The organism is Exiguobacterium sp. s140 (assembly GCF_018617035.1).
Lineage (GTDB): Bacteria > Bacillota > Bacilli > Exiguobacteriales > Exiguobacteriaceae > Exiguobacterium > Exiguobacterium profundum.
In genome coordinates, this window is the sequence record NZ_JACSJK010000004.1 from 280387 (window position 1) to 302625 (window position 22239).

At 48.7% G+C, this 22239-nt stretch carries 27 protein-coding genes and 10 tRNA genes; 30 read left to right on the plus strand and 7 right to left on the minus strand.

Annotation, left to right across the window (positions count from 1 at the left end):
• Positions 1-71: 71 nt before the first annotated feature.
• Both KNO61_RS14455 and KNO61_RS14460 read right to left on the minus strand, forming a co-directional pair.
• Entirely contained in the window at positions 72-503 is a 432-nt protein-coding gene (locus tag KNO61_RS14455) for a type III secretion system chaperone family protein (RefSeq protein WP_015880528.1), read from the minus strand.
• A gap of 67 nt (positions 504-570) precedes the next feature.
• The gene (locus tag KNO61_RS14460) at positions 571-837 is read right to left on the minus strand and encodes a metal-sensitive transcriptional regulator (RefSeq protein WP_015880529.1); all 267 of its coding nucleotides are present in this window, start codon (positions 835-837) and stop codon (positions 571-573) included.
• Positions 838-1114: 277 nt separating this feature from the next.
• Here KNO61_RS14460 and KNO61_RS14465 point away from each other — a divergent pair, with 277 nt between their 5' ends.
• The 5 genes from KNO61_RS14465 to KNO61_RS14485 all read left to right on the plus strand — a co-directional run bounded on the left by KNO61_RS14465 (position 1115) and on the right by KNO61_RS14485 (position 6558).
• A complete protein-coding gene (locus tag KNO61_RS14465; RefSeq protein WP_015880530.1) occupies positions 1115-1420 on the plus strand; it encodes a rhodanese-like domain-containing protein in 306 nt (101 codons plus the stop codon).
• The gene (locus KNO61_RS14470; RefSeq protein WP_214731339.1) at positions 1417-3882 is read left to right on the plus strand and encodes a CoA-disulfide reductase; all 2466 of its coding nucleotides are present in this window, start codon (positions 1417-1419) and stop codon (positions 3880-3882) included. The genes KNO61_RS14465 and KNO61_RS14470 overlap by 4 nt, the downstream gene beginning before the upstream one ends.
• Positions 3883-4073: 191 nt before the next feature.
• Positions 4074-5519: an alanine/glycine:cation symporter family protein gene (locus KNO61_RS14475; protein ID WP_078146147.1), complete on the plus strand. Its 1446-nt coding sequence runs from the start codon at positions 4074-4076 to the stop codon at positions 5517-5519.
• A gap of 84 nt (positions 5520-5603) precedes the next feature.
• Positions 5604-6059 carry a hypothetical protein gene (locus KNO61_RS14480; protein ID WP_078146148.1) on the plus strand — a complete coding sequence of 152 codons (456 nt, stop codon included), beginning with the start codon at positions 5604-5606 and terminating at the stop codon, positions 6057-6059.
• 52 nt (positions 6060-6111) lie between these two features.
• Entirely contained in the window at positions 6112-6558 is a 447-nt protein-coding gene (locus tag KNO61_RS14485; RefSeq protein ID WP_078146149.1) for a hypothetical protein, read from the plus strand.
• Positions 6559-6597: 39 nt separating this feature from the next.
• Here the strand turns inward: KNO61_RS14485 and KNO61_RS14490 are convergent, their stop codons facing one another.
• Entirely contained in the window at positions 6598-7599 is a 1002-nt protein-coding gene (locus KNO61_RS14490) for a metal ABC transporter solute-binding protein, Zn/Mn family (protein WP_078146150.1), read from the minus strand.
• 173 nt (positions 7600-7772) lie between these two features.
• Here KNO61_RS14490 and KNO61_RS14495 point away from each other — a divergent pair, with 173 nt between their 5' ends.
• The 3 genes from KNO61_RS14495 to KNO61_RS14505 all read left to right on the plus strand — a co-directional run bounded on the left by KNO61_RS14495 (position 7773) and on the right by KNO61_RS14505 (position 9858).
• Positions 7773-8708 carry an alpha/beta hydrolase gene (locus KNO61_RS14495; RefSeq protein WP_078146151.1) on the plus strand — a complete coding sequence of 312 codons (936 nt, stop codon included), beginning with the start codon at positions 7773-7775 and terminating at the stop codon, positions 8706-8708.
• Positions 8709-8771: 63 nt separating this feature from the next.
• Entirely contained in the window at positions 8772-9371 is a 600-nt protein-coding gene (locus KNO61_RS14500) for a histidine phosphatase family protein (protein ID WP_214873691.1), read from the plus strand.
• Positions 9372-9381: 10 nt separating this feature from the next.
• The gene (locus KNO61_RS14505; RefSeq protein WP_031424439.1) at positions 9382-9858 is read left to right on the plus strand and encodes a DUF456 domain-containing protein; all 477 of its coding nucleotides are present in this window, start codon (positions 9382-9384) and stop codon (positions 9856-9858) included.
• A gap of 72 nt (positions 9859-9930) precedes the next feature.
• Here the strand turns inward: KNO61_RS14505 and KNO61_RS14510 are convergent, their stop codons facing one another.
• Positions 9931-10404 (minus strand): YwpF-like family protein, encoded by a 474-nt coding sequence (locus KNO61_RS14510; protein ID WP_031424441.1) that lies wholly within the window; start codon positions 10402-10404, stop codon positions 9931-9933.
• 113 nt (positions 10405-10517) lie between these two features.
• On the opposite strand from KNO61_RS14510, the gene KNO61_RS14515 reads away from it, so the two are divergent.
• Complete coding sequence (locus KNO61_RS14515; RefSeq protein ID WP_078146153.1) at positions 10518-10820, plus strand: hypothetical protein; 303 nt, start codon at positions 10518-10520, stop codon at positions 10818-10820.
• A 36-nt stretch (positions 10821-10856) separates the two neighbouring features.
• Here KNO61_RS14515 and KNO61_RS14520 read toward each other — a convergent pair whose 3' ends face one another.
• Both KNO61_RS14520 and KNO61_RS14525 read right to left on the minus strand, forming a co-directional pair.
• The gene (locus KNO61_RS14520; RefSeq protein WP_078146154.1) at positions 10857-12302 is read right to left on the minus strand and encodes a nicotinate phosphoribosyltransferase; all 1446 of its coding nucleotides are present in this window, start codon (positions 12300-12302) and stop codon (positions 10857-10859) included.
• 22 nt (positions 12303-12324) lie between these two features.
• A complete protein-coding gene (locus KNO61_RS14525) occupies positions 12325-12858 on the minus strand; it encodes a cysteine hydrolase family protein (protein ID WP_074034877.1) in 534 nt (177 codons plus the stop codon).
• Between the two features lie 140 nt (positions 12859-12998).
• Here KNO61_RS14525 and KNO61_RS14530 point away from each other — a divergent pair, with 140 nt between their 5' ends.
• From KNO61_RS14530 to KNO61_RS14540, 3 genes are read left to right on the plus strand one after another with little or no spacing between them, the layout of a single operon-like run.
• Positions 12999-13274 carry a 4a-hydroxytetrahydrobiopterin dehydratase gene (locus KNO61_RS14530; protein ID WP_078146155.1) on the plus strand — a complete coding sequence of 92 codons (276 nt, stop codon included), beginning with the start codon at positions 12999-13001 and terminating at the stop codon, positions 13272-13274.
• Positions 13267-13749, plus strand: a complete 483-nt coding sequence (locus KNO61_RS14535; protein ID WP_240499776.1) for a hypothetical protein — start codon at positions 13267-13269, stop codon at positions 13747-13749. Before KNO61_RS14530 ends, KNO61_RS14535 begins: the two co-directional genes overlap by 8 nt.
• Positions 13750-13782: 33 nt before the next feature.
• Positions 13783-14100 (plus strand): hypothetical protein, encoded by a 318-nt coding sequence (locus KNO61_RS14540; RefSeq protein WP_015880545.1) that lies wholly within the window; start codon positions 13783-13785, stop codon positions 14098-14100.
• A 44-nt stretch (positions 14101-14144) separates the two neighbouring features.
• On the opposite strand, the gene KNO61_RS14545 is transcribed toward KNO61_RS14540, so the two are convergent.
• The gene (locus KNO61_RS14545) at positions 14145-14870 is read right to left on the minus strand and encodes a rhomboid family intramembrane serine protease (RefSeq protein ID WP_078146156.1); all 726 of its coding nucleotides are present in this window, start codon (positions 14868-14870) and stop codon (positions 14145-14147) included.
• Positions 14871-14933: 63 nt separating this feature from the next.
• On the opposite strand from KNO61_RS14545, the gene acpS reads away from it, so the two are divergent.
• The 18 genes from acpS to KNO61_RS14635 all read left to right on the plus strand — a co-directional run bounded on the left by acpS (position 14934) and on the right by KNO61_RS14635 (position 22137).
• The gene (acpS, locus tag KNO61_RS14550) at positions 14934-15302 is read left to right on the plus strand and encodes a holo-ACP synthase (protein ID WP_031424460.1); all 369 of its coding nucleotides are present in this window, start codon (positions 14934-14936) and stop codon (positions 15300-15302) included.
• Positions 15289-16365, plus strand: a complete 1077-nt coding sequence (gene alr / locus KNO61_RS14555) for an alanine racemase (RefSeq protein WP_214688866.1) — start codon at positions 15289-15291, stop codon at positions 16363-16365. Before acpS ends, alr begins: the two co-directional genes overlap by 14 nt.
• 129 nt (positions 16366-16494) lie before the next feature.
• Positions 16495-16773, plus strand: a complete 279-nt coding sequence (locus tag KNO61_RS14560; RefSeq protein WP_078146158.1) for a hypothetical protein — start codon at positions 16495-16497, stop codon at positions 16771-16773.
• A gap of 5 nt (positions 16774-16778) precedes the next feature.
• Positions 16779-17129 (plus strand): type II toxin-antitoxin system PemK/MazF family toxin, encoded by a 351-nt coding sequence (locus KNO61_RS14565; protein WP_026824472.1) that lies wholly within the window; start codon positions 16779-16781, stop codon positions 17127-17129.
• A gap of 139 nt (positions 17130-17268) precedes the next feature.
• On the plus strand, positions 17269-17595 hold the full coding sequence (locus KNO61_RS14570; RefSeq protein WP_015880558.1) for an STAS domain-containing protein: 327 nt from the start codon (positions 17269-17271) through the stop codon (positions 17593-17595).
• Positions 17592-18071: an anti-sigma B factor RsbW gene (gene rsbW, locus KNO61_RS14575; RefSeq protein ID WP_015880559.1), complete on the plus strand. Its 480-nt coding sequence runs from the start codon at positions 17592-17594 to the stop codon at positions 18069-18071. The genes KNO61_RS14570 and rsbW overlap by 4 nt, the downstream gene beginning before the upstream one ends.
• Positions 18037-18837, plus strand: coding sequence for an RNA polymerase sigma factor SigB (gene sigB / locus KNO61_RS14580; RefSeq protein ID WP_015880560.1), 801 nt, complete (start codon positions 18037-18039; stop codon positions 18835-18837). The genes rsbW and sigB overlap by 35 nt, the downstream gene beginning before the upstream one ends.
• A gap of 69 nt (positions 18838-18906) precedes the next feature.
• Positions 18907-21036, plus strand: coding sequence for a Tex family protein (locus tag KNO61_RS14585; protein WP_214873693.1), 2130 nt, complete (start codon positions 18907-18909; stop codon positions 21034-21036).
• Positions 21037-21240: 204 nt separating this feature from the next.
• Positions 21241-21315, plus strand: a tRNA-Asn gene (locus KNO61_RS14590).
• 9 nt (positions 21316-21324) lie between these two features.
• Positions 21325-21416, plus strand: a tRNA-Ser gene (locus KNO61_RS14595).
• 28 nt (positions 21417-21444) lie between these two features.
• Positions 21445-21519: transfer RNA gene (locus tag KNO61_RS14600), tRNA-Glu, on the plus strand.
• Between the two features lie 5 nt (positions 21520-21524).
• Positions 21525-21600 (plus strand) — tRNA-Val (locus KNO61_RS14605).
• A gap of 21 nt (positions 21601-21621) precedes the next feature.
• A tRNA-Asp gene (locus KNO61_RS14610) sits at positions 21622-21697 on the plus strand.
• Positions 21698-21704: 7 nt separating this feature from the next.
• A tRNA-Gln gene (locus KNO61_RS14615) sits at positions 21705-21776 on the plus strand.
• A gap of 10 nt (positions 21777-21786) precedes the next feature.
• Positions 21787-21862 (plus strand) — tRNA-Lys (locus KNO61_RS14620).
• 24 nt (positions 21863-21886) lie between these two features.
• Positions 21887-21974: transfer RNA gene (locus tag KNO61_RS14625), tRNA-Leu, on the plus strand.
• Positions 21975-21977: 3 nt separating this feature from the next.
• A tRNA-Arg gene (locus tag KNO61_RS14630) sits at positions 21978-22054 on the plus strand.
• Positions 22055-22060: 6 nt separating this feature from the next.
• Positions 22061-22137, plus strand: a tRNA-Pro gene (locus tag KNO61_RS14635).
• The last annotated feature ends 102 nt before the right edge of the window (positions 22138-22239 follow it).

Here is a 22239-nt window from a genome sequence, read left to right on the forward strand (position 1 = left end):
TCCTTATACGAGTCCGCTCGAAAGAATGATTCAAAAACAGCCGCCCTGGATTCGTCCGGGGCGGCTGTTTGTTATTGGACTTGCGTATACAACTTCTGCATGTACTCGTTCACTTCGTCGGCCGCTTGGAACATCATGAATGAATGTTGCAAGATGATCTCTGGTGAGAAACCGAGGTCGAGGTCGAGTGTCGAGGCGAGTGTGACATCGCGATCGCTGTCGAGTACACAACGGAAGTATTTGAACTCCTGGTTGAACTCGTTCAAGGCATTAAGAATCGGTAAATCTTCTACGTAATCTGGGACGTGCGTGACGGTAGCAGCGTACAACTCAGCATCTGTCGTCTTTTTGTTAAAAGCGATAATCATAACGGGCTGAGCCCCGGATTTTGTTGTTTCACGCGTCAAGAACGTGACGTGCGTTTCAGTGTCGCTCTCTTTGAACGTCATGTTACGTTCAGCGGCGAGCGCTCTAAATGATTCTACTTTTTCTTCGAAGTTCACAAGGAAATCCCCCTTAGTAAGTCGTTACTCTAACTTTCTCCCATTTGGACAGGGAAAGCAAGGGGAACTAGCGTTTCATCAACATTTTAATGGCTTCTTCCACCGTTTCGGACGTATCTTCGCCATCTGCTTGAGCGGTGATGATACATTGTTCCAAGTTCTTAGCCACAATGATAGTCGAAGCGCGATCGAGTGCGGAACGTGCGGCACTTAATTGCGTCACGACATCGCGACATTCTTTTCCTTCCTCCATCATCCGGATGATGGCACGAATTTGTCCTTCCACTCGTTTCATGCGATTCAATACTTTTGCATCGTATACATACGGTTCCATATCATTCACCTCTATAGGAAAAATTGTTCAGTTACCCAACTATTTATTGTGTAGGCTCATCTTAATACATGGGGGAGTATGTGTCGAGCATCAACTATCCAAATGGATGATGTTGAAAAATTCGACATTTCGTCAAACTTATTTCTTGCAATTAAATACCTAAGGGGGTATATTAATGACGCGGGAGCGAAATGTTCAACAAATCACAAACTTGTTGAACGCCAGCAACCAAGCCGAATGGTATAAATTGAATTGAAAAAAGAAAGGTAGATCAACGATGAAAGCATCCGCTTTAAAACGTCAAATGGACTTTGAAGTGCCTGTAAATATCGTCGACGTCCGAGAACGTGACGAGTTTCAAGAAGCACATATCGAAGGCGCGAAAAACTATCCATTATCTGAAATGACAGAGTGGATCGACACACTCGATCCAGCTGAAGAATATGTCGTTCTTTGCCGCTCAGGTGCACGCAGCACGCAAGCGACTTGGCAAATGGAGGCGAAAGGCTATAAAGTGGTCAATATAGAAGATGGCTTGATGAGTTGGCCAGGAGAAGTCGTCAGAGGAGGAAATGGACAATGAGTAAAAAAATCGTAATCGTCGGTGGGGTGGCAGGTGGTGCATCTGCAGCTGCACGACTCCGTCGTTTGAATGAAGAGAATCACATCGTCATGTTCGACCGTGTAGAGTACATCTCGTTCGCGAACTGTGGTCTTCCATATTATATCGGGGACGTTATCCAAGACCGTCAAAAACTCCTCGTTCAAACCGTTGAAGGGATGAACAAGCGTTTCCAACTCGATATCCGCAATTTGACGGAAGTCGTCAAAATCAACCGTGACGAGAAAACGGTGACGGTGAAACACGTCCAAACAGGCGAAACGTATGACGAGTCATACGACGTCCTCATCTTGTCACCGGGAGCAAAACCGATTCGTCCAAACATCCCTGGAATCGACGAGGCAGAAGATATCTTCACACTTCGCAACATTCCGGATACAGATAAAATCCGTGGCTACGTCGATGACAAGGCACCAAAGCATGCGACTGTAATCGGTGGAGGTTTCATCGGGATCGAGATGGCAGAAAACTTACGTGAGCGTGGCGTTGATGTGACGCTCGTCGAGATGGCAGACCAAGTCATGACACCACTCGATCGTGAGATGGTGGCGCCGATCCATGAACACTTACGTCTTCACGGCGTCGAGCTTCAATTGTCTGATGGTGTTTCTTCATTCTCTGAAAAAGGGAAAAAGGTGCATTTGACGAGCGGTCGTGTCATCGATACAGATATGGTCATCATGTCGATTGGGGTTACACCGGAATCGACGATTGCGCGTGAAGCAGGCCTTGAAACAGGTACGCGCGGTGCCATTCGCGTTAATGAAAAGATGCTCACATCAGACCCGAATATTTACGCGATCGGGGATGCGGTCGAAGTACTCGACTACGTCTTCAAAGAACCAACTGTCGTGCCGCTCGCATGGCCAGCGAACCGTCAAGGCCGTCTCGTTGCCGATATCATTAACGGCCGTGACGTGAAATACAATGGAACGATGGGAACGGGAATCGCCAAAGTATTTGATATGACGGTCGCATCGACAGGCTGGAATGAGAAACGGTTGAAAGCGGCTGGTAAGACGTATGAAACCGTCCACGTGCACCCCGGTTCACATGCCGGCTATTATCCAGGATCGACGCCGGTGTCACTCAAACTCTTGTTCCACCCGACAACGGGTGAGATCTATGGTGCGCAAGGCGTTGGGATCAATGGAGTCGACAAACGCATCGACGTCATTGCGACGGCGATGAAGGGCGGTTTGACGGTCCTCGATCTACCTGACCTTGAGCTCAGTTACGCACCACCGTTCAGCTCGGCGAAAGATCCGGTCAATATGATCGGGTACGTCGCGTCGAACGTCGTCCTCGGTGACAATGAAGTCGTGCATTGGGATGAAATCGATGAGCTCGTGGAAAATGGAGCGACGTTATTAGACGTTCGAGATGAATCCGAGCATGAACTCGGAAAGATTCCAGGGTCGATCAATGTACCACTCAACTCATTACGAGAAAACTTGGACAACTACGACCGGAATGAAACGATTTACGTGACGTGCCAAGTCGGTCTTCGTGGCTATCTCGCATCACGCATCTTACGTCAAAACGGCTTCAAGGTGAAAAACTTGAGCGGTGGCTACAAGACGTGGTCGCAAATCAATCGTGATTTCGAGGCGCTTGAAGAAGCGAACACATCAAATGAAACAGCGGCTACCGTTGTAGAAGAGGAGCCAACACAAATGACAAATGCACCAATCGGGGAAGCGGTCGTGTTAGACACGTGTGGTCTACAATGCCCGGGACCTATTTTAGAAGTGAATAAGAAAGTCGCAGAACTCGGAGAAGGCGAAACGCTCCGCGTGCTCGCGAGTGACCCAGGATTCTTCGCAGACATCGAAGCATGGGCGAAGAAGACAGGAAACAAACTCGTCTCGAAACAATTCGTGAACGGACGCGTTGAAGCCATCCTTCAAAAAGGACAAGGTCCGGCTGTACCACAAGCGGGCGCGCCAGCAGGAGATGGTGCATCAATGGTCGTCTTCAGCGGAGACCTCGACCGCGCACTCGCATCCCTCATCATTGCGCAAGGTGCTGCCGCGATGGGGAAAGACGTGACGATGTTCTTCACATTCTGGGGACTCAACGTCATCCGCAAACCGGACGCACCGGAAGTGAAAAAGCAAGGTCTTGAGAAAATGTTCGGCATGATGATGCCAGGACATGCCGGCGAACTTCCACTTTCGAATATGAACTTTGGTGGTGTCGGTCAAAAAATGATGAAAAAAGTCATGAGCGACAAGAATGTTCCTTCTGTCGAAGAAATGATCAAGTCGGCGCAAGAGGCAGGCGTAAAAATGGTAGCTTGCACGATGTCAATGGACGTCATGGGGATCAAAGAAGAAGAGTTGATTGATGGGGTCGACCTTGGTGGTGTGGCGGCGTATCTCGGCGCAGCAGAAGGCGGTAACTTAAACCTCTTTATCTAAACGGAATAGAAAACGAGTCGGATTGCGATGCGCTCTCCGGCTCGTTTTTTTGCTTTTAGAAAGAGTCGAGATGATATTGAAAAAACGAATTAATATTGCAATTTTCGTATAATTTACCTATAATTCTAGTCATGTTAAAAAAGTTGACATGACTTTTTCTGTTGAGATTTTTAGAATGATGGAGGATTAGTATGGAGAAATTGGTAGAGAAACTCGTTTCGCAAGCAAACGATTTGTTGTGGTCGCAAGTGCTCATCGTTGTACTTGTTGCTTTAGGTCTTTATTTTACAGTTCGTATGGGCTTCGTTCAGTTCCGCATGATTCCTGAAATGTTCCGCCTCTTGTTCAAAGAGGGCACAGCACGTGAAAAAGGCCAAGTGTCTTCGTTCCAAGCTTTCGCAATCGGAACGGCAGCTCGTGTAGGGACAGGAAACATTGCCGGTGTGGCGACAGCGATTGCGCTAGGTGGCCCAGGAGCAGTTTTCTGGATGTGGCTCATTGCGTTGATTGGGGCAGCATCTGCATTCGTCGAAAGTACGTTGGCACAAGTGTACAAGATTCGTGATGGACGCACATGGCGTGGGGGACCTGCCTACTATATGGAGCGTGCGCTCGGCCAACGTTGGCTAGGTGTCTTGTTCGCGATTTTAATCACGTTCTCATTCGGATTCGCGTTCAACTCGGTACAGTCGAATACGATCTCACTCTCTGTGAGTAACCAGTTCGGCATCAGCACAACAGTCGTTGGGGTTGTCCTCGCGATTGTGACGGCCATTGTCGTCTTCGGTGGGATCCAATCGATCGCACTCTTGTCGAGTATCATCGTACCGGTCATGGCAGGTGGCTACATCTTACTCGCGATTTGGATTATGGTGACGAACGTTTCCCTTCTACCAGACGTCTTCAGCCTCATCTTCTCAGAAGGAGTCCTCGGAATTGAGCAACTCTTCGGAGGGGCGATTGGCGCCATGGTACTTCAAGGGATTCGTCGAGGTCTCTTCTCGAACGAAGCGGGTATGGGTTCTGCACCGAACGCCGCTGCGACAGCGGAAGTATCGCACCCTGTCAAACAAGGATTGATTCAATCGTTTAGCGTATTTGTCGATACATTGCTCGTTTGTACATCGACAGCGATGATCATCTTGATTTCAGGCGTAGCCGGTTCAGAGTCGTTTGCGGGTGTCGAATTGACGCAAGCCGCGTTGACAGTAGAAATCGGATCAGTCGCTACATCGTTCTTGACGATTGCAATTTTCCTATTTGCGTTCAGTTCGATTCTTGGAAACTATTACTACGGTGAGACGAATATCCAGTTCATCTCGGATAAGAAAATCTATGTCACGCTCTATCGCATCGGTGTTGTCGGCATGGTCTTGTTTGGTGCGGTCCGCTCTGCCGGCCTTGTTTGGTCGATTGCTGACGTGTTCATGGGTCTCATGGCACTCGTGAACTTGTATGCCATCTTCCGCTTGGCGAAAGTGGCTCGCGCCGTTCTCGATGACTACTTGGCACAGCGACGCGAAGGAGAAGATCCAGTTTTCTATGTCGACTCGGTTGAAAATCTTCCTGGTCGTGAATACATCGAAGCTTGGGAAAGCGAAACAGAGGAACAACAAACAGGAACAAGTCGTTCTTGATATAAGGAACCGTCTACGAATTCAAGTAGGCGGTTTTTTTACATATATAAGACGGGTAATGTCATAAAAAGGGGGCGTTCATGTATGGAGACGACGCATTATGTACGTGTTTCCCCAGAAGTTTGGGTGTCATTTAATCAGGATCCGGAGATGATTTTAGACTGGTTGATTCATATGCATGAGCAATATCGGGATCGGGACGATACGCTGACGCTTCCGAATGTGGAACCGTTTCAACGCGTACTTAGTCAAATCGAGGTATATATCGACGGGGCCGACACGTATAACATGGAAATGGCGCTCGTCGGCGAAGAGTTGATTGTCAATGAGGCGCAGGCGGTCGTGGTCGGTATCTTGACCCCGCAGTTACTTCATATCGTCAAAGATACGTTGCATGCGTTCGGGCGAGATGATGTGAAAGACATGGCATTCGTTGCAAAAGATGAATTCGAGATCATTTGGGAAGATTGGACCCGGTTGCAACAGTTTTGTGAGATCGCTTCGTCCCAGGAAGAATTCGTCTTGATTTATTATGAATGAAAGTGAATTCCCATGGTATACTGTTAATAAATGGTATAAAGGGGATTTGCTCATGGATGTGTTCGGCACACTCATCTGGCTCGGGATAATCATCAATCCGTTTCTTGCGTATCAAACGAAAATCAAGCCGCTTTATCGCATCACACTCATCTCATTCATCGTATTCTTCATGACGTGGGGGTATGCTGTGACGGGAGGGGTGGCACCGGTGCTATTCGATACAGTTTGGAACGTCCTTCTTATCGCGTATGTCGGTCTTTTAGTATTGAATAGTTATGTGGTCAGCAAACGATTCGTTCCACAGATGACATGGGTTCGTTTTGGTGCAATCGCACTGATTGGCGTTGGTGTCAGTCAAGCGTGGTTAGGACTGAGTACAGGAGAGTGGACACGATCATTCTTCATGGACGGGGACTTCTGGATGATGAGCGTCATCGTATCGCTACTGCTCCTGCTTCTCGTCACGATGAAGATGTTAGACCGACGAATAGAAGTATAAAAAAATCCCGAAACGAGGTGATTCGTTTCGGGATTTTGATTATTTCAACGCTGTCTCAAGTGCCTTGACGTTTTCACGCATCAAGTCGAAGTAGCTCTTGTCCATCTGTTCTTTCGTGACCGATTCCAAGTTATAGATCGTCACGCTCTCTGCGCCGATCTCTTGTTTCACGACTTCGGCCACTTTTGGTGTGACCGTGTCTTCGAATGCGATATAGTTCAAGTCGTGGAGACGGGCTTCCTCGATGATCCGTTTGAGAGCTTGTTGTGACGGCTCTTCAGACGGTGTAAGTCCGGCAATCGGCAACTGATCGAAACCATAGCGTTCAGCCAAATAGCCATATGCGGCATGCGTTACAAGTAACTCGGATTTCGAACCGTTCTCGACCGCTGCCTTCAATTCCGCATCGAGGGCGTTCGCTTCGTCTTTGAAGGTGCTTAATCGTTCTGCGAACTCATCCTTATAGTCGGGTGCTTCCTCACTGAATGCGGCTTCGACCGCTTCTGCCATCGATACAGCATTCGTTGGATCGAGCCAAACGTGAGGGTCATACTTTCCGTGGTCATGCTCATCTTCCGAATGTGATGCTTCTTCGTTAGCATGCTCGTCCTCAGAATGCCCTTCGTCTTCAGCATGTCCTTCTTCTTCATGGACATGGACGGTATCCGCCGCATCGAGTAACTTCACGTTCTCGGCTGTTTTGACGAAGGCGACGTTCTGACCCTCTAAACTCTTCTCCATAGACTCGACGTAAGGTTCAAGGTCATGACCAATCGTCAAAAAGAGGTCGGCTTCTGCGATTTGTGTCATTTGCTTTGAAGTTGGCTCATACGTATGCGGATCAGCCCCAGGTGGAATGACCATCTCCACGTGGACGCGGTCGCCGCCGATTTCTTCGGCTAATGATTTTAATGCAAACGTTGAAGCGAAGACGGTCAGTTGACCATCTGTCGATTCAGATGCGTTATCTCCTTCGGTATTTCCACACGCACCAAGTAAAAGCGTACCGGCTACGACTGCGCCTAACCAAGTTTTCTTCATCTTCCATCTTCCACCTTTCAAGTTATCTGAATATTAAATCGTAACTGTTACGTTTTATGACTGCGAGTAATATTATAGTGTGACCTTTGGAGCACGTCAAGTCCGACTTCTGATGGATAGATTTTTGAAAAAAGCGGGAATATGATTAAAAAAAGGAACGAGGAGTGGATTGTATGAGAAAGGAGACTGCCTGGTTTGTCGGGGGCGCGGCGATTGCTGCGGCGACGGCAGCCGGGGCTAGCGTGTGGAGTCAGTACGGGTCCCTTGTCAGATGGCAAGAACCCAAGTTGCCGATTCAACCGACAACACGCCGGCGCCACACGTACACGTATAAAATTGTTCACGATCGTCCGCTCCAATTTGATTTGTATCTCCCCCCTGGGGAGGGACCGTTCCCGGTGGCGGTATATGCTCATGGGGGAGCGTTCGTCAGAGGGAATCGGAGTATGGTGACACTGTTTCATCCGTTGCTCGACCACTTTTTGGGGAAAGGGATCGCGGTCGTCAGCATCGATTACCGTCTATTTGAAGACGGGGTGTACTTCCCTGACAATATTTTTGATGTTTCTGATGCCCTGTGCTATTTGAAACAACATGAATCGCTTTTGACGCTAGATACAAGTCAACTACTCGTTTGGGGGGACTCAGCAGGCGCCGCGCTCATGCTTGCGGCTGCGCTCGATCGTCATCGACAATTTGCGGGCGATTTGGGAGACGACCTCCCGACCATCAAAGGGGTCATCGCCTTGTATCCACCGACAAACTTTTTATTGTTCAAATTTATCCAGACGTGGCTCGCTCACTTAAAGTTCTATGAAGGAAGCCGTGAGGAATGGCGTGAGTTGATGGTAAAATGCTCCCCGGTCTCCCATCTATATGCCGATGCCCCGCCGATTTTACTGCTACACGGGAAGAAAGATCCGATTGTCCCGTTCGGCCAAGCGCTTCACTTCGTCGAACATGCGAGTGACGTCGGCGCGAACGTTCAACTCATCTCCTTTCCGAATGGTACCCACTCGCTGGCGAGCTTCCTTCAATCGGATAATCCAATCAAAGAAGAGCAACTCATGGCCAGAATCAATCGTTTTATTGAAGAATGCCTCGGATGACGTTGCGATTTTTAGGGAAGATGGTACGATGGGGGATGATTGAAAGAGTAAGGAGTGGAAGTAGTGACAGAGTTATGTTTAGTCAGACACGGCCAGACCGATTGGAACCGTTTAGAAATTATTCAAGGGCGTGAAGATAATCCGTTGAATGCACTCGGACGTCAACAGGCAGAGGAGAGTGCAGCTTTTTTGAGTCAAGAGAAGTGGGACGTCATCGTCTCGAGTCCCTTGTCACGTGCGGTTCACACCGCACAAGCCATTGCGACAGCCTGTGGCATCGAACATAAAGCGATTCTGCTAGATGAGCGTTTCATTGAACGTGAATTCGGAGCGGCATCCGGGCAGCCCGTGAAAGGGATTTACGAGGCGGTCCAAGCAGATGACCAGGAGCGTATTCCTGGTCTCGAAACGGAAGACGAGATGCGTACACGGGTCTTAGAAGGAATGAATCATTTGGTGGATACGTATTCTGGCAAACGCATCATTGTCGTCTGCCATTCTCATGCAATCAAAGCGGCGCTTTCTGCCATCGATGGGGCATATACGTTCCGTCACGCCATGCGAAACGCCTGCTCGAACTATATCACCCATCAACAAGGTCAGTTTGAAGTGAAGGCGGTCAACGTGGCTGACCATATCACCGATCCGACCATTATGAAATGAGGAGAATGTCATGACGACCTTACTATGGGTATTCATTATCGCATCATTTGTGGTCGCTTTTGCAGGACTCATCTATCCAGTCATCCCGAGTGTCTTGTTCTTGTTCATCGGATACATGATTTATGGATTCGGTTTTTCGTTTGAACCATTGACCTGGACATTCTGGGTATGGCAATCGGTCTTCCTCGTCTTCTTGTTCGGCGTCGACTATGTCGTCACCCGGGCTACAGTGGATAAGCGAGGCGGTTCGGAGCGAGCGAAATGGGGTGCGACAATCGGTTTGATTGCGGGACCGTTTATTTTCCCGCTCGTCGGGGTTTTGATTTTCCCGTTCATCTTCGCTTTCTTGGCGGAGTTGACACTTGGGAAGACGACACGTGAAGCGTGGAGCATCGGCGTCGGCACCGTTCTCGCCTTTCTCGGCAGCACGCTCTTAAAAGTGATCGGGATGACGATGATGATCATCCTATTCTTTATCTACGTGTGAGGCGGAGATGTTTCTCCGTCTTTTTAGTTTGAAAGGTGAATGGTTTTGGGGAAAGAAAAACAGGTCATCCGATTATTCAAATGACCCGGTTTTGACCAATTGATTGAAAGCGGAGCGACTGAACGATTGTTGCATTTCGACTTTTTTCTCGAAGAAGGCGGGCTTTAAATTCGAGGTGGCGACGCCATCTTGGATCAACGAATCGAGTACTTGCTTCGTCGCGTCTTGTTTCGGCATCAACATGAGTCCTTCAGCGACGAACGTATGATGGTCGTTCAAGGCCCTCTCGCTCGTGAACGTCAGTGCGAGCGCAGCCGGGGCGTTCGTTGGCGACGTGATGACGGCTTCAGCGAGGATGAGGATGCGTTTGTTTAAGTAATGATGGAGCGTGACAGCCGACTCGGTCGGCACGAGCATTTCGAGGAGCCATTCTGAATCGTGCTCCTTCGAGATGATTAACCCATCGAGTAAATCGATCGGTAAATTCAGTTCATTGCCGTATTCGTCTTGGACGAGTCGGACTTGGACGAGGCGAAACGTTTTCATGGGATCGTTCCTTTCCGCGTTTTCTTTAGACCATCTTAACACAGTCTGAGGAATAGAATGTGTTAAGATAACGGGGAAGAAACAGAAAAATAGAGAGTGAGGGAGGCATCAAGATGAGTTGGGTTGTTGGCGTAATCGGGTATGTGACGATTCTCGCAATCGTCTATTATGGTGTCCTTTTCTTCAAAGTGAAACGGGAGCGGAGTCGGGCCGGCTATCGGATTTTTCTCTTGCTTGCCGGATTGTTTTTAGTCAGTGGGAGCGATTATATCATTGCGTTGTTCCAAGGAGACACCGAAGCGACGTTTTGGCAACGGACCGTCTATTTTGTCTTGATATTGCTCTCTTTGTCGATTGCGCTTTACTTTCGGAGAAAAGAAGATCAAAGCCAAGCAGGCGAGATGACGATGGTATAAAAAAACGGCTGTGGGTATGCACCCACAGCCGTTTTTTTATTTTGGTACCCGCGTTTTGCGAATCATATCGAGTTTTAAATCCCATAGTGGCTTGCTGAATGTCACCGAATACACTTCCGGTAAACGGAGACGCTTGTACTCTTCCCACAATCCGTTCATCTGCTCGTGATGATATGCACGAATCTCACTTGTGCTTGGAAGGTCGTATACGCGTTTCCCATCAAGGAAGATTGGTTGCAACAAGCGTTTCACGTTGAAGTTACGTGTCTTGATCTTGAAGGCCGGGTCACGGACGTCAATCAAGTCGATCTCGGTGTACGATTCGACCGGTTCATCGGCGAGGGCGATATAGTCGCCTTTGAACTTTTTCGTTTCGTTGTCGATGATGCGATACAACTCTTTCTTGTGAGGAGTCGTCGTCTTCACCTTGGAAGAAGATACTTTGATGACCGGCTTTAATTCACCAGATTCATCCTCACGCGCGACGAGCTTATAGACCATCCCGAGTGCCGGCTGCTCGTAAGCCGTGATGCCGCGTGTCCCAACGAGGAACGTATCGGCCTCTGCGCCTTGCATCCGTAAGTCCTGGATGACATACTCATCCAAATCCCCAGAGACGACGATTTTGACGTAGTCGAGCCCTGCTTCATTCAACGCCTTCCGGGCACGCTTCGACAAGTAGGCGAGGTCCCCAGAGTCGAGTCGTACTGACTTGAGACGATGGCCCTTCGCCTCGAGCTCTTTTGCGACCGTAATCGCGTTCGGCAGACCGGATTTGAGTGTGTCATACGTATCGATGAGAAGGCTTGTGTTGTCCGGGTACATCTCAGCGAACGAACGGAATGCGCTCAATTCATCATCGTGGAACTGAATGTCGGCATGCTCCATCGTTCCTCCTGTCGGGACATCAAAGTCACGACCGGCTGACACGAGACTTGTCACATCAAAACCAGCGATGTAAGCCGCACGTGTTCCGTAGTAAGCCGCATCGACACCTTGCGCGCGACGAGCTCCTCCTTCAAGGAGTGTCTCGTTCGGAGCAGCCTGACGAATGCGTGCATACTTCGTGGCAATGAGTGATTCGTGGTTCGCGATATTGAGTAGCGCCGTTTGGAACAGTTTCGCTTCAAAGATGGTCGATTCAATCCGAACGACTTGTTCATGTGGGAAGATGACTTCTCCTTCGCGAACACTATATAGTGAACCAGTGAACTTAAAGTTCCGTAAGACGTCTTCGAATTCATCTTCGAATCCGAGTTGCTCTTTCAAATAGGTGATGTCCGCCTCCGTAAAGGAGACGTTCTCTAAGTAGTGAACGATATTCTCGAGTCCGGCGAAGACGACATAACCACCACTAAATGGATTCGAGCGATAGTAAAGGTCGAAGACGACCTTTTCATTATGGCGACCTTGCTTCCAGTAAATATACATCCAACGTGGAAGATAAAGATCTGTGTGAAGGGCTAAATTACGATGTAACATATGATTTCCTTTCTGTTTTACGTCACTTTCCGACGACTGTCGCACCGAGTGTTGTGACGAAATGTTCGAGCGCCCATTCATGGCCGACCGGGTTGAAGCTTTGAACGGCATCGGCATGGACGACGATTTGATAACCGAGGTTGTAGGCATCTACGGCTGTATGGAGTACACAAATATCCGTGCAGACACCGACGAGATGAACTTCTGTGATTCCGCGTTCCCGAAGACGCAGGTCAAGGTCAGTTCCGGCAAAGGCACTATAACGTGTCTTATCAATCCAGTGGTCTGCCTGTTTCGCAGCTTCCTTCACAGAACCGTACAACTCACGGCCCTCTGTCCCGCGGATATTGTGCGGTGGGAACAACGTCGTTTCAGGGTGGAACGTGTCACCTGCATCATGGACGTCGTTCGCGATGACGACATAGTCATCCGTTGCGAATGTCCCGATCAATTCGACGATCCGTTCTTCAATCTCTTGCCCGGGTTTCCCACAAGTCAAACGACCACTGTCTGCGATAAAATCAAATGTATAATCAATAACAATCAATGCGCGCATGGGAGATGCTCCTCTCTCGTAATGAAAATGATGGCTGTCCATCTCATTCTAATTCATTATACATCATGCACGGAAGATTATTTTTCTTCGGTTTGGGTAGATTAAGACAGTAGACTGTATAGGGAAAGGGGATTGTGACGATGGTATTATCGCAAAGTGAATTGACAGAGGAACTGTCACGGTTGAACGGTTGGGAAGAAGTGAACGGGGAGATTCAAAAGACGTATCGGCTGGAAACATTTCCGGAGGCCATTCAGTTCGTGCATCTTGTAGCAGATTTGGCTGAATCGCTCGATCATCATCCGAACATCTTGATTGAATATCGGAACGTGACATTGACCGTCTCGACCCATGACGAAGGGGGCATTACGGAGAAAGACATCACACTCGCGAAAGGGTGTGAGGAACTTGTCTAAGCTCTATATGACTTTTGCGTCAGGCAGCGTGGCGGAACGTCTTCGAAAGGAGCCAGGCGTCATCGCGGCGAATGGACACGAAACGATTTTGCTCGCAGAAGGAGAGAAGTCTCCGTTCAAGAGCGGTAAAGTGTTTGAAATTGAAGAGGCGTCGGGCGAATTCGTGAAAAAAGGGAACATTTTATACGCGAACGTTCCGGCAGATGAGAATGCCCGCTCCCTGTTGTTTCACCACTTGTTGACGGAAAAGGCGCCACTCGGTGTCAGTCATGATGGGTTTTCGGCATACCGATTAGGTGTCGACCCGGATGATAATCATGCCGTCGTCTTTATTCAGTTCACGTCTGGTGGGAAACACTTTCGTGATACAGAGGACTATGCAATCCTTGAAGACCGCTTGAAGCGAGCGGTCGAACAGCGCGGTGCAGGTCCCGTCATAAAACACTATGTCGTCAGTGAGTCAGATAATCTATAATAAAAGATAACGTCATGTTAGGGGAGGATTTTTATGAACAAGAATTATTTCTGGTTGGGGATGGCTGCGGGTGCGGTAATCGGCGCAGCAGCATCACTTCTCCATAGCGAAACGCGCGATCAACAAGTGAGACAACTGAAAGGCATCAAGTCGAAGTTGAAATCATCGAATACGTCGACTGAGGCACATGCGGTCGGTCTACAAGCGTCATCGAAAGGCAACTTGAAAGACCGTGTCATGGAATGGAAATCGCTTTACGAAGAAAACCAAGATACGATTCAAAACCTCGTCGAAGACGTGAAAGACTTAGTGGATGCGCTTCAAGAGGCTCGTCATAAAAATCAAATCTAATCAAATGGCCAAGCGATTTCGCTTGGCCATTTTTCGTACCTTCTTTATAAGAACTGTGCCAATAATCCGAAGATGGCCAGTCCGATGATGATGTAGAAAAACCACTTTCCGTCCCCGGAATGAATGACAGGGGGCGTGTACGAACGTTGCTTATACTTCCCGTAGCGCATCGGGCGCGTATACGGGACGGTGAAACGTGAGAGTGGGATGGCAAGTAAGAATCCGGCCAAGAACCCGTACACATGTCCCCAAAGGGAAACGTTCGAACCAATCAATGTGAAAACGGCACTGATAGCGACGAAGATGTAGACCAAGCGGGCATCTTGGCTGTACATCAACGTGCGACGGAAACGACCGATGAATACGTAGAATCCGAGAATGGCCAAGATGGCGCCTGACGCCCCGGCTTGTAGATAAAACAAGTTACTGACAGTGAAATACGTGAGCAGGTTGGCGAGCGCTCCAGCGAATACATAAAACAAGGCAAATTTCACGTGTCCGACCATTCGTTCCATCGCCGGTCCGAAGATGATCAGTGCGAACGAGTTGAACAGCAAGTGACCGAGACTCAAATGAATGAAGTTGGCCGTGACCAAGCGGTACCATTGTCCGTCCGCGAGTGCCAAATGGAACGACCCTCCCGTCGCCACGATTCGTAAACCAGGAGCGAAAGAATCGATGACAAACACAAGGAGTTGGATTACAATGAACAGCGTTACGAGTGGATATGCCCGTACAAACGTTTGAACATTTTCCGTACGACTAAACATAACATCACCTCTTTCCTCAATTGTATAAGGAAACGGGGAAAAAAGGAAAGGAGCGAGTGTCCTGTGATTGTAGGAATCGGAGTCGATATCGTCGAGCTTGATCGGATGGCTCGCTCGATGAAACAACCACGTTTTTTAAAACGGCTGCTCACCGATGCGGAATATGAACTGTCTCAACAGTATCCGCTCCCGCGTCAAATCGAGTTTGTCTCGGGTCGCTTTGCCGCGAAAGAAGCTTACGCCAAGGCAATCGGGACTGGCATCGCACACGGGTTATCCTGGCGTCATATTGAAATTTTACCGGATGAGACGGGTCGACCTGTCATGACCGCGCCGTTTGCGGGGAAAATCCATGTCAGCATCAGCCATAGTCAAACATACGCCATCGCACAAGTCATCTTAGAAGAGGAGGGACATCATGTTTCGTCCTAGTCGAATCGAGATTGATCGGGCGGCCATCGTCCATAATATAAAAGAATTAACGAGACGGATTCCGCAGGACCTCATGGCGGTCGTCAAAGCGAATGCCTACGGACATGGGGCCATCGAAGTGGCGAAGATCGCCCTGGAGAACGGAGCGACGATGCTCGGGGTCGCGTTATTCGAGGAAGCGCTCGAACTCCGCGATGCGGGAATCGAAGCACCGATTCTCGTCATGGAAGCGCAATTCCCTGAATATGCCGGAGTGGCGGCAGAACAGGGGATCACGTTGTCCGTATTTTCTGCCGAATGGTTACGAGAGGCAGCTCCATATATAGAAGAAAAGCCGTTGACGGTTCATATCAAAGTCGATACCGGGATGGGACGCCTCGGACTTCGTACCCGTGAACAGTTGGATGCCTTACTTGAAGAAGCGACCGATTCGTTTGTGGTGGAAGGAATCTATACCCACTTCGCAACGGCGGATGAGCTCGATAGCAATCTGTATTATACACAGCAAGAGCGGTTCGAACGTTTGATGGATGGTCTCCACGAGCGGTTCCGCTATATCCATACGTCGAACTCGGCCGGGGCCATCCGAATGGCCGGACAAGACGTTCCTTATAATCTGGTTCGTGTCGGCATCGCGCTCTATGGGTTATATCCGTCACGTGAGATGGAGACATTCTATTCGTTCCTGCGCCCGGCCTTCACACTAAAAAGTCAGCTCATGCAGGTGAAGCGGCTAGAGGCAGGTCAGACAATCAGTTACGGCGCGACGTATACAACGTCAGCCGATGAATGGATTGGTACCGTTCCGGTCGGATATGCGGACGGCTGGTTACGAAAGGCGAGCGGATTTGAAGTGGAGGTCAATGGGATTCGTTGTCCGATCGTGGGACGCGTCTGTATGGACCGCTTCATGATCCGACTTCCAAAGGAGTTTCCTGTAGGGACGGACGTGACCCTTGTCGGTGGAAACGTCGCCATTGATGAACTCGCCTCATATCTTGGGACGATCAACTATGAGATCGTTTGCCAATTCACGAGCCGATTGCCACGTCTTTATGTGTGAATCATAAATCGTGTGAAATTATCTGAATTCTTTCTCGATTTCTCTATATTTTCCCATTCCCGCGTGTTATATTGATAAAGAACGCGGGAGAATTTCCGCCAGTCCATGAAACGATTCTGGAGGTGTAAGATGTTGAAGCAGCGAACTGCGGGTGCGCTAGCGTCCGTCCCAGATCGGTTCTCGCAACAAGGGGGTCCGATTTCGATGAAAGACCGTGAAACACTGTCCTTGAACGATGTAGTGACATACTTGTCTAAAGAAATTGCTGATCGACAACAAACACTGCGTGAAGAATTGGCGAGAGGCTATCAAGAGATGGCCGCGTTTAACTTGAATATGGCAGAAGAGATGCTAATGATTGAAACCGAAGCCGAACACGCTCTCTTACGTCAAGTAAGTGGGGTGTGAGCAACGTGATCGTAAAGCGTGGTGACGTGTTTTATGCGAATCTGTCGCCCGTAGTCGGCTCAGAGCAAGGTGGCGTTCGACCCGTTCTCATCGTACAGAACGACATCGGCAATCGCTTTAGCCCGACCGTCATTGTCGCTGCGATTACAGCTCAGATTCAAAAAGCAAAACTGCCGACTCATGTGGAAGTATATCAAGAGAAGCACGGACTCGAACGAGACTCTGTGATTTTGCTTGAACAGATTCGAACGATTGATAAGCGTCGTCTGACGGATAAAGTCACTCATCTCGATGATGAGACGATGCATAAAGTGGACAGAGCGCTAGAGATCAGTATGGGATTGATCCCTCTCTAGCCTTACATAGATAAGACTGGTACATAGGTATCGGTCTTTTTTAAACTTTTTAAAAAAAGTGGTTTAAGATTTTGTTAGAGGGGAATTTAAGTTAATCGTACTCAATTTTTCTGTACGGACATTTAGGAGGGAATAGACGATGGATTTAGCGATTCGCGAGCAAGTCATTGGAGAACAATTACACCTTTACGTATCCGGAGAAGTGGATACATATACTGCACCAAAATTGAAAGAAGTATTGCATCCGGCCATCAGTGAGCAAGATGTGGTCGTTCATTTAGACGAAGTGGAGTATATGGATTCGACAGGTCTTGGTGTGTTCGTCGGGGCATTAAAGATTGCCACGCGCAACGAAAAAGAGTTGTCACTTGTCGGAGTCACAGACCGAGTCAATCGTCTGTTCGAATTGACGGGTCTTCACAAACTTCTTTCTATTAATTCGAACGTAAGAGGTGGCACGCAATGAATAATGTTGAACAGACGGTCATGACGTTCCCGGCCAAACCCGAATATGTCGGTGTGGTTCGATTAGTCGTTTCAGGAATCGCTAACCGTATGGGATATACGTACGACGAGATCGAAGATATTAAAATCGCGGTCTCGGAAGCATGTGGCAACGCCGTCCAACATGCTTATGACGATCATCAAGATGGAGAGGTCAAACTCGCTTGTGGCGTCTACGCAGATCGTCTTGAAATCACGATTGAGGATTCCGGCAAGACGTTCGCAGATGATGTGAAGCGTCAAGCCGCTCCGGTCGAAGAGACGACCGAAATTGAATCGCTCCATGAAGGAGGACTTGGTCTCTTCTTGATCGAAGCATTAATGGACGATGTCTCGATCAATAAAGACAACGGTGTCAAAGTGACGATGACAAAACTCCTCAATAGGGACGAGGTGGATCAGAGTGCCAGCAAAATCTCAACAACGCCATCACAGTGATGACGAGGTACTAGAGTGGATTGAACGCTATCAACAAGACGATCAAAACGAAGAAGTGCAAATGCTCCTCATCAACCGCTATTCTGACCTCGTTGAAGCACTCGCGCGTAAATTCTCGCGTGGTCGTGCGATTCATGACGATCTCGTACAAGTTGGGATGATTGGGTTATTGGCGGCACTTCGTCGATTTGACCCGGAATTTGGTCGTAGCTTCGAATCGTTTGCTGTCCCGACCATCATCGGCGAAATCAAACGATTTATTCGCGACAAGACGTGGAGTGTCCACGTGCCACGTCGAATCAAAGAACTCGGTCCAAAAATTAAGAAGACAGTCGAGGAGTTGACGACCGAATTACAACGTTCGCCACGAATCGATGAAATTGCCGATCATCTCGGCGTTTCCGATGAAGAAATTCTCGAAACGCTCGAGATGGGCAAAAGTTATCAAGCCTTGTCGGTTGATAGTTCAATCGAAGCGGATAACGAAGGTAGTACGGTCACATTACTCGACTTGGTCGGTAGCCAAGAGCGCGGGTACGAATCAGTCGATCAGCGTCTCATTTTAGAAAAAGCGTTCAATGTCTTAAACGAGCGTGAACGCGCCATCTTGGAATGCGCCTACTATAAGAATATGAGTCAAAAAGAGACAGGAGAACTTCTTGGAATCTCGCAGATGCATGTGTCCCGTTTGCAACGGCGAGCACTCGAAAAGCTGCGTGAAGCCATCAAGGTCCCACTCAATGAAGTATTCTCAAGCGATGACTAATCGAGTCATCGCTTTTTTGTTTGAATGTTTGCTACACTTTGAAAGAGATCAAAAAAGGAAGTGATTCAAGTGATTACGAAAGTGGCTAACGCGTTAAACTTGAAAGTGAACCAAGTCGAGACGGTTCAGCAGCTCGCATCTGAAGGGGCAACGATTCCGTTCATGGCCCGTTATCGGAAGGAAATGACGGGGAATTTGGACGAAGTTGAAATTAAAGGAATCTTGGATGCTCTTCAATATGAAGAGAGCCTGCAAAAACGCAAGGCGGATGTCCTGGCTAAATTAGAAGAGTTGGAAAAAAACACGCCTGAACTAACGAAAGCGTTAGAGGCGGCGACAACCCTTCAACAAGTGGAAGACATCTACTTGCCCTATCGTCCAAAACGACGCACGAAAGCAGAACAGGGACGTGAGAAAGGACTGCAGCGGCTTGCGGACTGGTTCCGGGACAAATCACCCTATTCTTCGGACAAGGTAAAAGAACTTTCTCAAGACGTCAAGGTGGAAGAGGCGTTGCCGCTCGTTCATGCGATCATCGGCGAAGAATGGGGCGAAGAAGCGAAACTGCGCCAGATGCTTCGCGATCGTGTACGAAAAGAAGGACTCTTGCGCTCGAAGAAGAAAAAACAAGCGGAAGACGAAAAAGAGATTTTTGCGCAGTATTATGAATATGAAGAGAAGATTGCTGGCATTGTCCCGCACCGTGTACTCGCCTTGAACCGTGGGGAACGCACGGACGTGCTCCAAGTGAAGGTGGTGTTTGACGAGTCGCGCTTCATGGATCAAGCCCTCCGTACATACGAACGACTTCCGAAAGAAAAGCGTGAGGTTGTCGAGGTAGCTGTGACGGAGGCGTACAAGAAGTCGGTCTTCCCCGCCATCGAACGAGAGATTCGTGGGGAGCTGACAGAAAAGGCAGAAGAGCAGGCGATCGATGTCTTCTCAAAAAACTTGAAACAACTCTATATGCAACCGCCCCTTCGAGAGGTCGTCGTCCTAGGAATCGACCCGGCTTATCGAACTGGTTGTAAATGGGCAGTCGTCAATGAGATTGGGAAAGTCGAAGAAGTCGGCGTCTTCTATCCGACTGCACCGAAACACGATATCGCCGGTGCTGAAAAAGTACTGACGAGACTCGCGAAGAAATATCCAATCTCGGTCATCGTCGTTGGAAACGGAACCGCCTCACGGGAGACGGAACAATTCGTCGCCGACTGGTTGAAGAAAGCGGAACGTGATATTGCTTACGCGATTGTGAACGAAGCGGGGGCAAGTGTCTACTCGGCATCGGAAGTCGCACGAAGTGAATTCCCGGATTTGAAAGTTGAGGAACGGTCAGCCGTTTCGATTGCACGTCGAATTCAAGATGCGATGGCGGAACTTGTCAAAGTCGACCCGCAATCAGTCGGTGTCGGACAATATCAGCATGACGTCAGCCAGAATAAACTGAAAGCCTCCTTAGAGTTCGTCGTCGAGAGCGTGGTCAACATGGTCGGGATCGATGTGAACCGTGCTTCCGAGTCTTTATTGACGTACGTCTCAGGACTCAATAAAACGACGGCGAAAAATATTGTGGCATATCGTGAAGAGAATGGACGCTTTGAAACGAGAAAGGAAATTAAGAAAGTACCTCGTCTCGGAGCGAAGGCGTTTGAACAGGCGGCTGGATTCTTACGGATCATGAACGGGAAAGACGTTCTCGACCAGACGGAGATTCACCCAGAAAGCTATCCACTTGCGTTATCGATTTTAAAAGAGATCGGTTCTTCAAAGTCAGAGGTCGGTACGGCCGCGCTTCGAGAACGATTGCAACAAGTCGATGCCAAAGCTTTGAGTGAACAACTAGAAGCGGGACTTCCGACAGTCGAAGACATTTTGAAGTCATTAGCCAAACCAGGTCGTGACCCACGAGAAGATATCCAGAAACCATTACTACGCACGGACGTCATGAGTCTCGAAGACCTTCAAGTCGGCATGGAATTCCAAGGAACCGTTAGAAACGTTATTGATTTTGGTGCGTTCGTAGACATTGGGGTGAAGCAAGATGGTTTGGTCCACATTTCGAAATTATCGAATCGATATGTGAAGCATCCATTGGATGTCGTGGCGGTTGGTGACATCGTGACCGTGTGGATCGAACAAGTCGATGTGAATCGGGGACGGATCAGTTTAACGATGCTTGCACCGGACGTTAAATAAGAAGAAACTCGAATCAGGTAAAATGTTTTTCATTTTACCTGATTTTTTTTAGAAAAAGTGTTGACGGTCTTTTTTCACCGTGTTATCTTATAGAAGTCGCCGAGAGACGGCATGCGAAATAAAAGTTTTTCTAAGAAAGTGATTGACAGGTTTCTGGTTTGCGGTTACAATTTAAATCGTTACTTCGATAATTTCAAGCAACGTTCCGCAATAGCTCAGTGGTAGAGCAACCGGCTGTTAACCGGTAGGTCGTAGGTTCAAATCCTACTTGCGGAGCCATTTTATTTTGGAGACGTACCCAAGAGGCTATAAGGGGCTCCCCTGCTAAGGGAGTAGGCTGGGAAACCGGTGCGAGGGTTCGAATCCCTCCGTCTCCGCCACTTAAATTACTTAGAAGACACATACACTGGCCCGTTGGTCAAGCGGTTAAGACACCGCCCTTTCACGGCGGTAACACGGGTTCGAATCCCGTACGGGTCACCATATATGGAGGATTAGCTCAGCTGGGAGAGCACCTGCCTTACAAGCAGGGGGTCGGCGGTTCGATCCCGTCATCCTCCACCATTTCAAATAAAAACGTAATCTGGTCTTGTGGTGTAGGGGTTAACATGCCTGCCTGTCACGCAGGAGATCGCGGGTTCGAATCCCGTCAAGACCGCCATTTACGTTGGGCTGTAGCCAAGTGGTAAGGCATCGGATTTTGATTCCGACATGCGAAGGTTCGATCCCTTCCAGCCCAGCTTTTTATTTGAGTCATTAGCTCAGTTGGTAGAGCATCTGACTTTTAATCAGAGGGTCGCAGGTTCGAGCCCTGCATGACTCACCATTTTCTTTTTTAACTTTATACGCTGCGGTCGTGGCGGAATCGGTAGACGCGCTAGGTTGAGGGCCTAGTGGTGGTTAACACCGTGGAGGTTCAAGTCCTCTCGACCGCACCATATGCACCCTTAGCTCAGCTGGATAGAGCGTTAGACTACGAATCTAAAGGCCGGGAGTTCGAATCTCTCAGGGTGCACCATTTTAACGGGAAGTAGCTCAGCTTGGTAGAGCACTTGGTTTGGGACCAAGGGGTCGCAGGTTCGAATCCTGTCTTCCCGACCATTTATTTTTTGGTCTTTGAAAACTGAACGATGAGGCAAAAATAAGTTTTACAATTTTTGAATGAAGCGCAAGCTTCGTCAATTTAAGAGCTATATCAAATTC

Coding starts and splice junctions, on each gene's coding strand:
- KNO61_RS14560 (WP_078146158.1), top strand. CDS start 16,495: ATGTTGAAGCAGCGAACTGCGGGTGCGCTAGCGTCCGTCCCAGATCGG.
- KNO61_RS14570 (WP_015880558.1), top strand. CDS start 17,269: ATGGATTTAGCGATTCGCGAGCAAGTCATTGGAGAACAATTACACCTT.
- KNO61_RS14540 (WP_015880545.1), top strand. CDS start 13,783: ATGAACAAGAATTATTTCTGGTTGGGGATGGCTGCGGGTGCGGTAATC.
- KNO61_RS14480 (WP_078146148.1), top strand. CDS start 5,604: ATGGAGACGACGCATTATGTACGTGTTTCCCCAGAAGTTTGGGTGTCA.
- KNO61_RS14515 (WP_078146153.1), top strand. CDS start 10,518: ATGAGTTGGGTTGTTGGCGTAATCGGGTATGTGACGATTCTCGCAATC.
- alr (WP_214688866.1), top strand. CDS start 15,289: ATGTTTCGTCCTAGTCGAATCGAGATTGATCGGGCGGCCATCGTCCAT.
- KNO61_RS14495 (WP_078146151.1), top strand. CDS start 7,773: ATGAGAAAGGAGACTGCCTGGTTTGTCGGGGGCGCGGCGATTGCTGCG.
- KNO61_RS14525 (WP_074034877.1), bottom strand. CDS start 12,858: ATGCGCGCATTGATTGTTATTGATTATACATTTGATTTTATCGCAGAC.
- KNO61_RS14470 (WP_214731339.1), top strand. CDS start 1,417: ATGAGTAAAAAAATCGTAATCGTCGGTGGGGTGGCAGGTGGTGCATCT.
- KNO61_RS14505 (WP_031424439.1), top strand. CDS start 9,382: ATGACGACCTTACTATGGGTATTCATTATCGCATCATTTGTGGTCGCT.
- KNO61_RS14460 (WP_015880529.1), bottom strand. CDS start 837: ATGGAACCGTATGTATACGATGCAAAAGTATTGAATCGCATGAAACGA.
- KNO61_RS14545 (WP_078146156.1), bottom strand. CDS start 14,870: ATGTTTAGTCGTACGGAAAATGTTCAAACGTTTGTACGGGCATATCCA.
- KNO61_RS14490 (WP_078146150.1), bottom strand. CDS start 7,599: ATGAAGAAAACTTGGTTAGGCGCAGTCGTAGCCGGTACGCTTTTACTT.
- KNO61_RS14465 (WP_015880530.1), top strand. CDS start 1,115: ATGAAAGCATCCGCTTTAAAACGTCAAATGGACTTTGAAGTGCCTGTA.
- rsbW (WP_015880559.1), top strand. CDS start 17,592: ATGAATAATGTTGAACAGACGGTCATGACGTTCCCGGCCAAACCCGAA.
- KNO61_RS14475 (WP_078146147.1), top strand. CDS start 4,074: ATGGAGAAATTGGTAGAGAAACTCGTTTCGCAAGCAAACGATTTGTTG.
- KNO61_RS14485 (WP_078146149.1), top strand. CDS start 6,112: ATGGATGTGTTCGGCACACTCATCTGGCTCGGGATAATCATCAATCCG.
- KNO61_RS14520 (WP_078146154.1), bottom strand. CDS start 12,302: ATGTTACATCGTAATTTAGCCCTTCACACAGATCTTTATCTTCCACGT.
- KNO61_RS14530 (WP_078146155.1), top strand. CDS start 12,999: ATGGTATTATCGCAAAGTGAATTGACAGAGGAACTGTCACGGTTGAAC.
- KNO61_RS14510 (WP_031424441.1), bottom strand. CDS start 10,404: ATGAAAACGTTTCGCCTCGTCCAAGTCCGACTCGTCCAAGACGAATAC.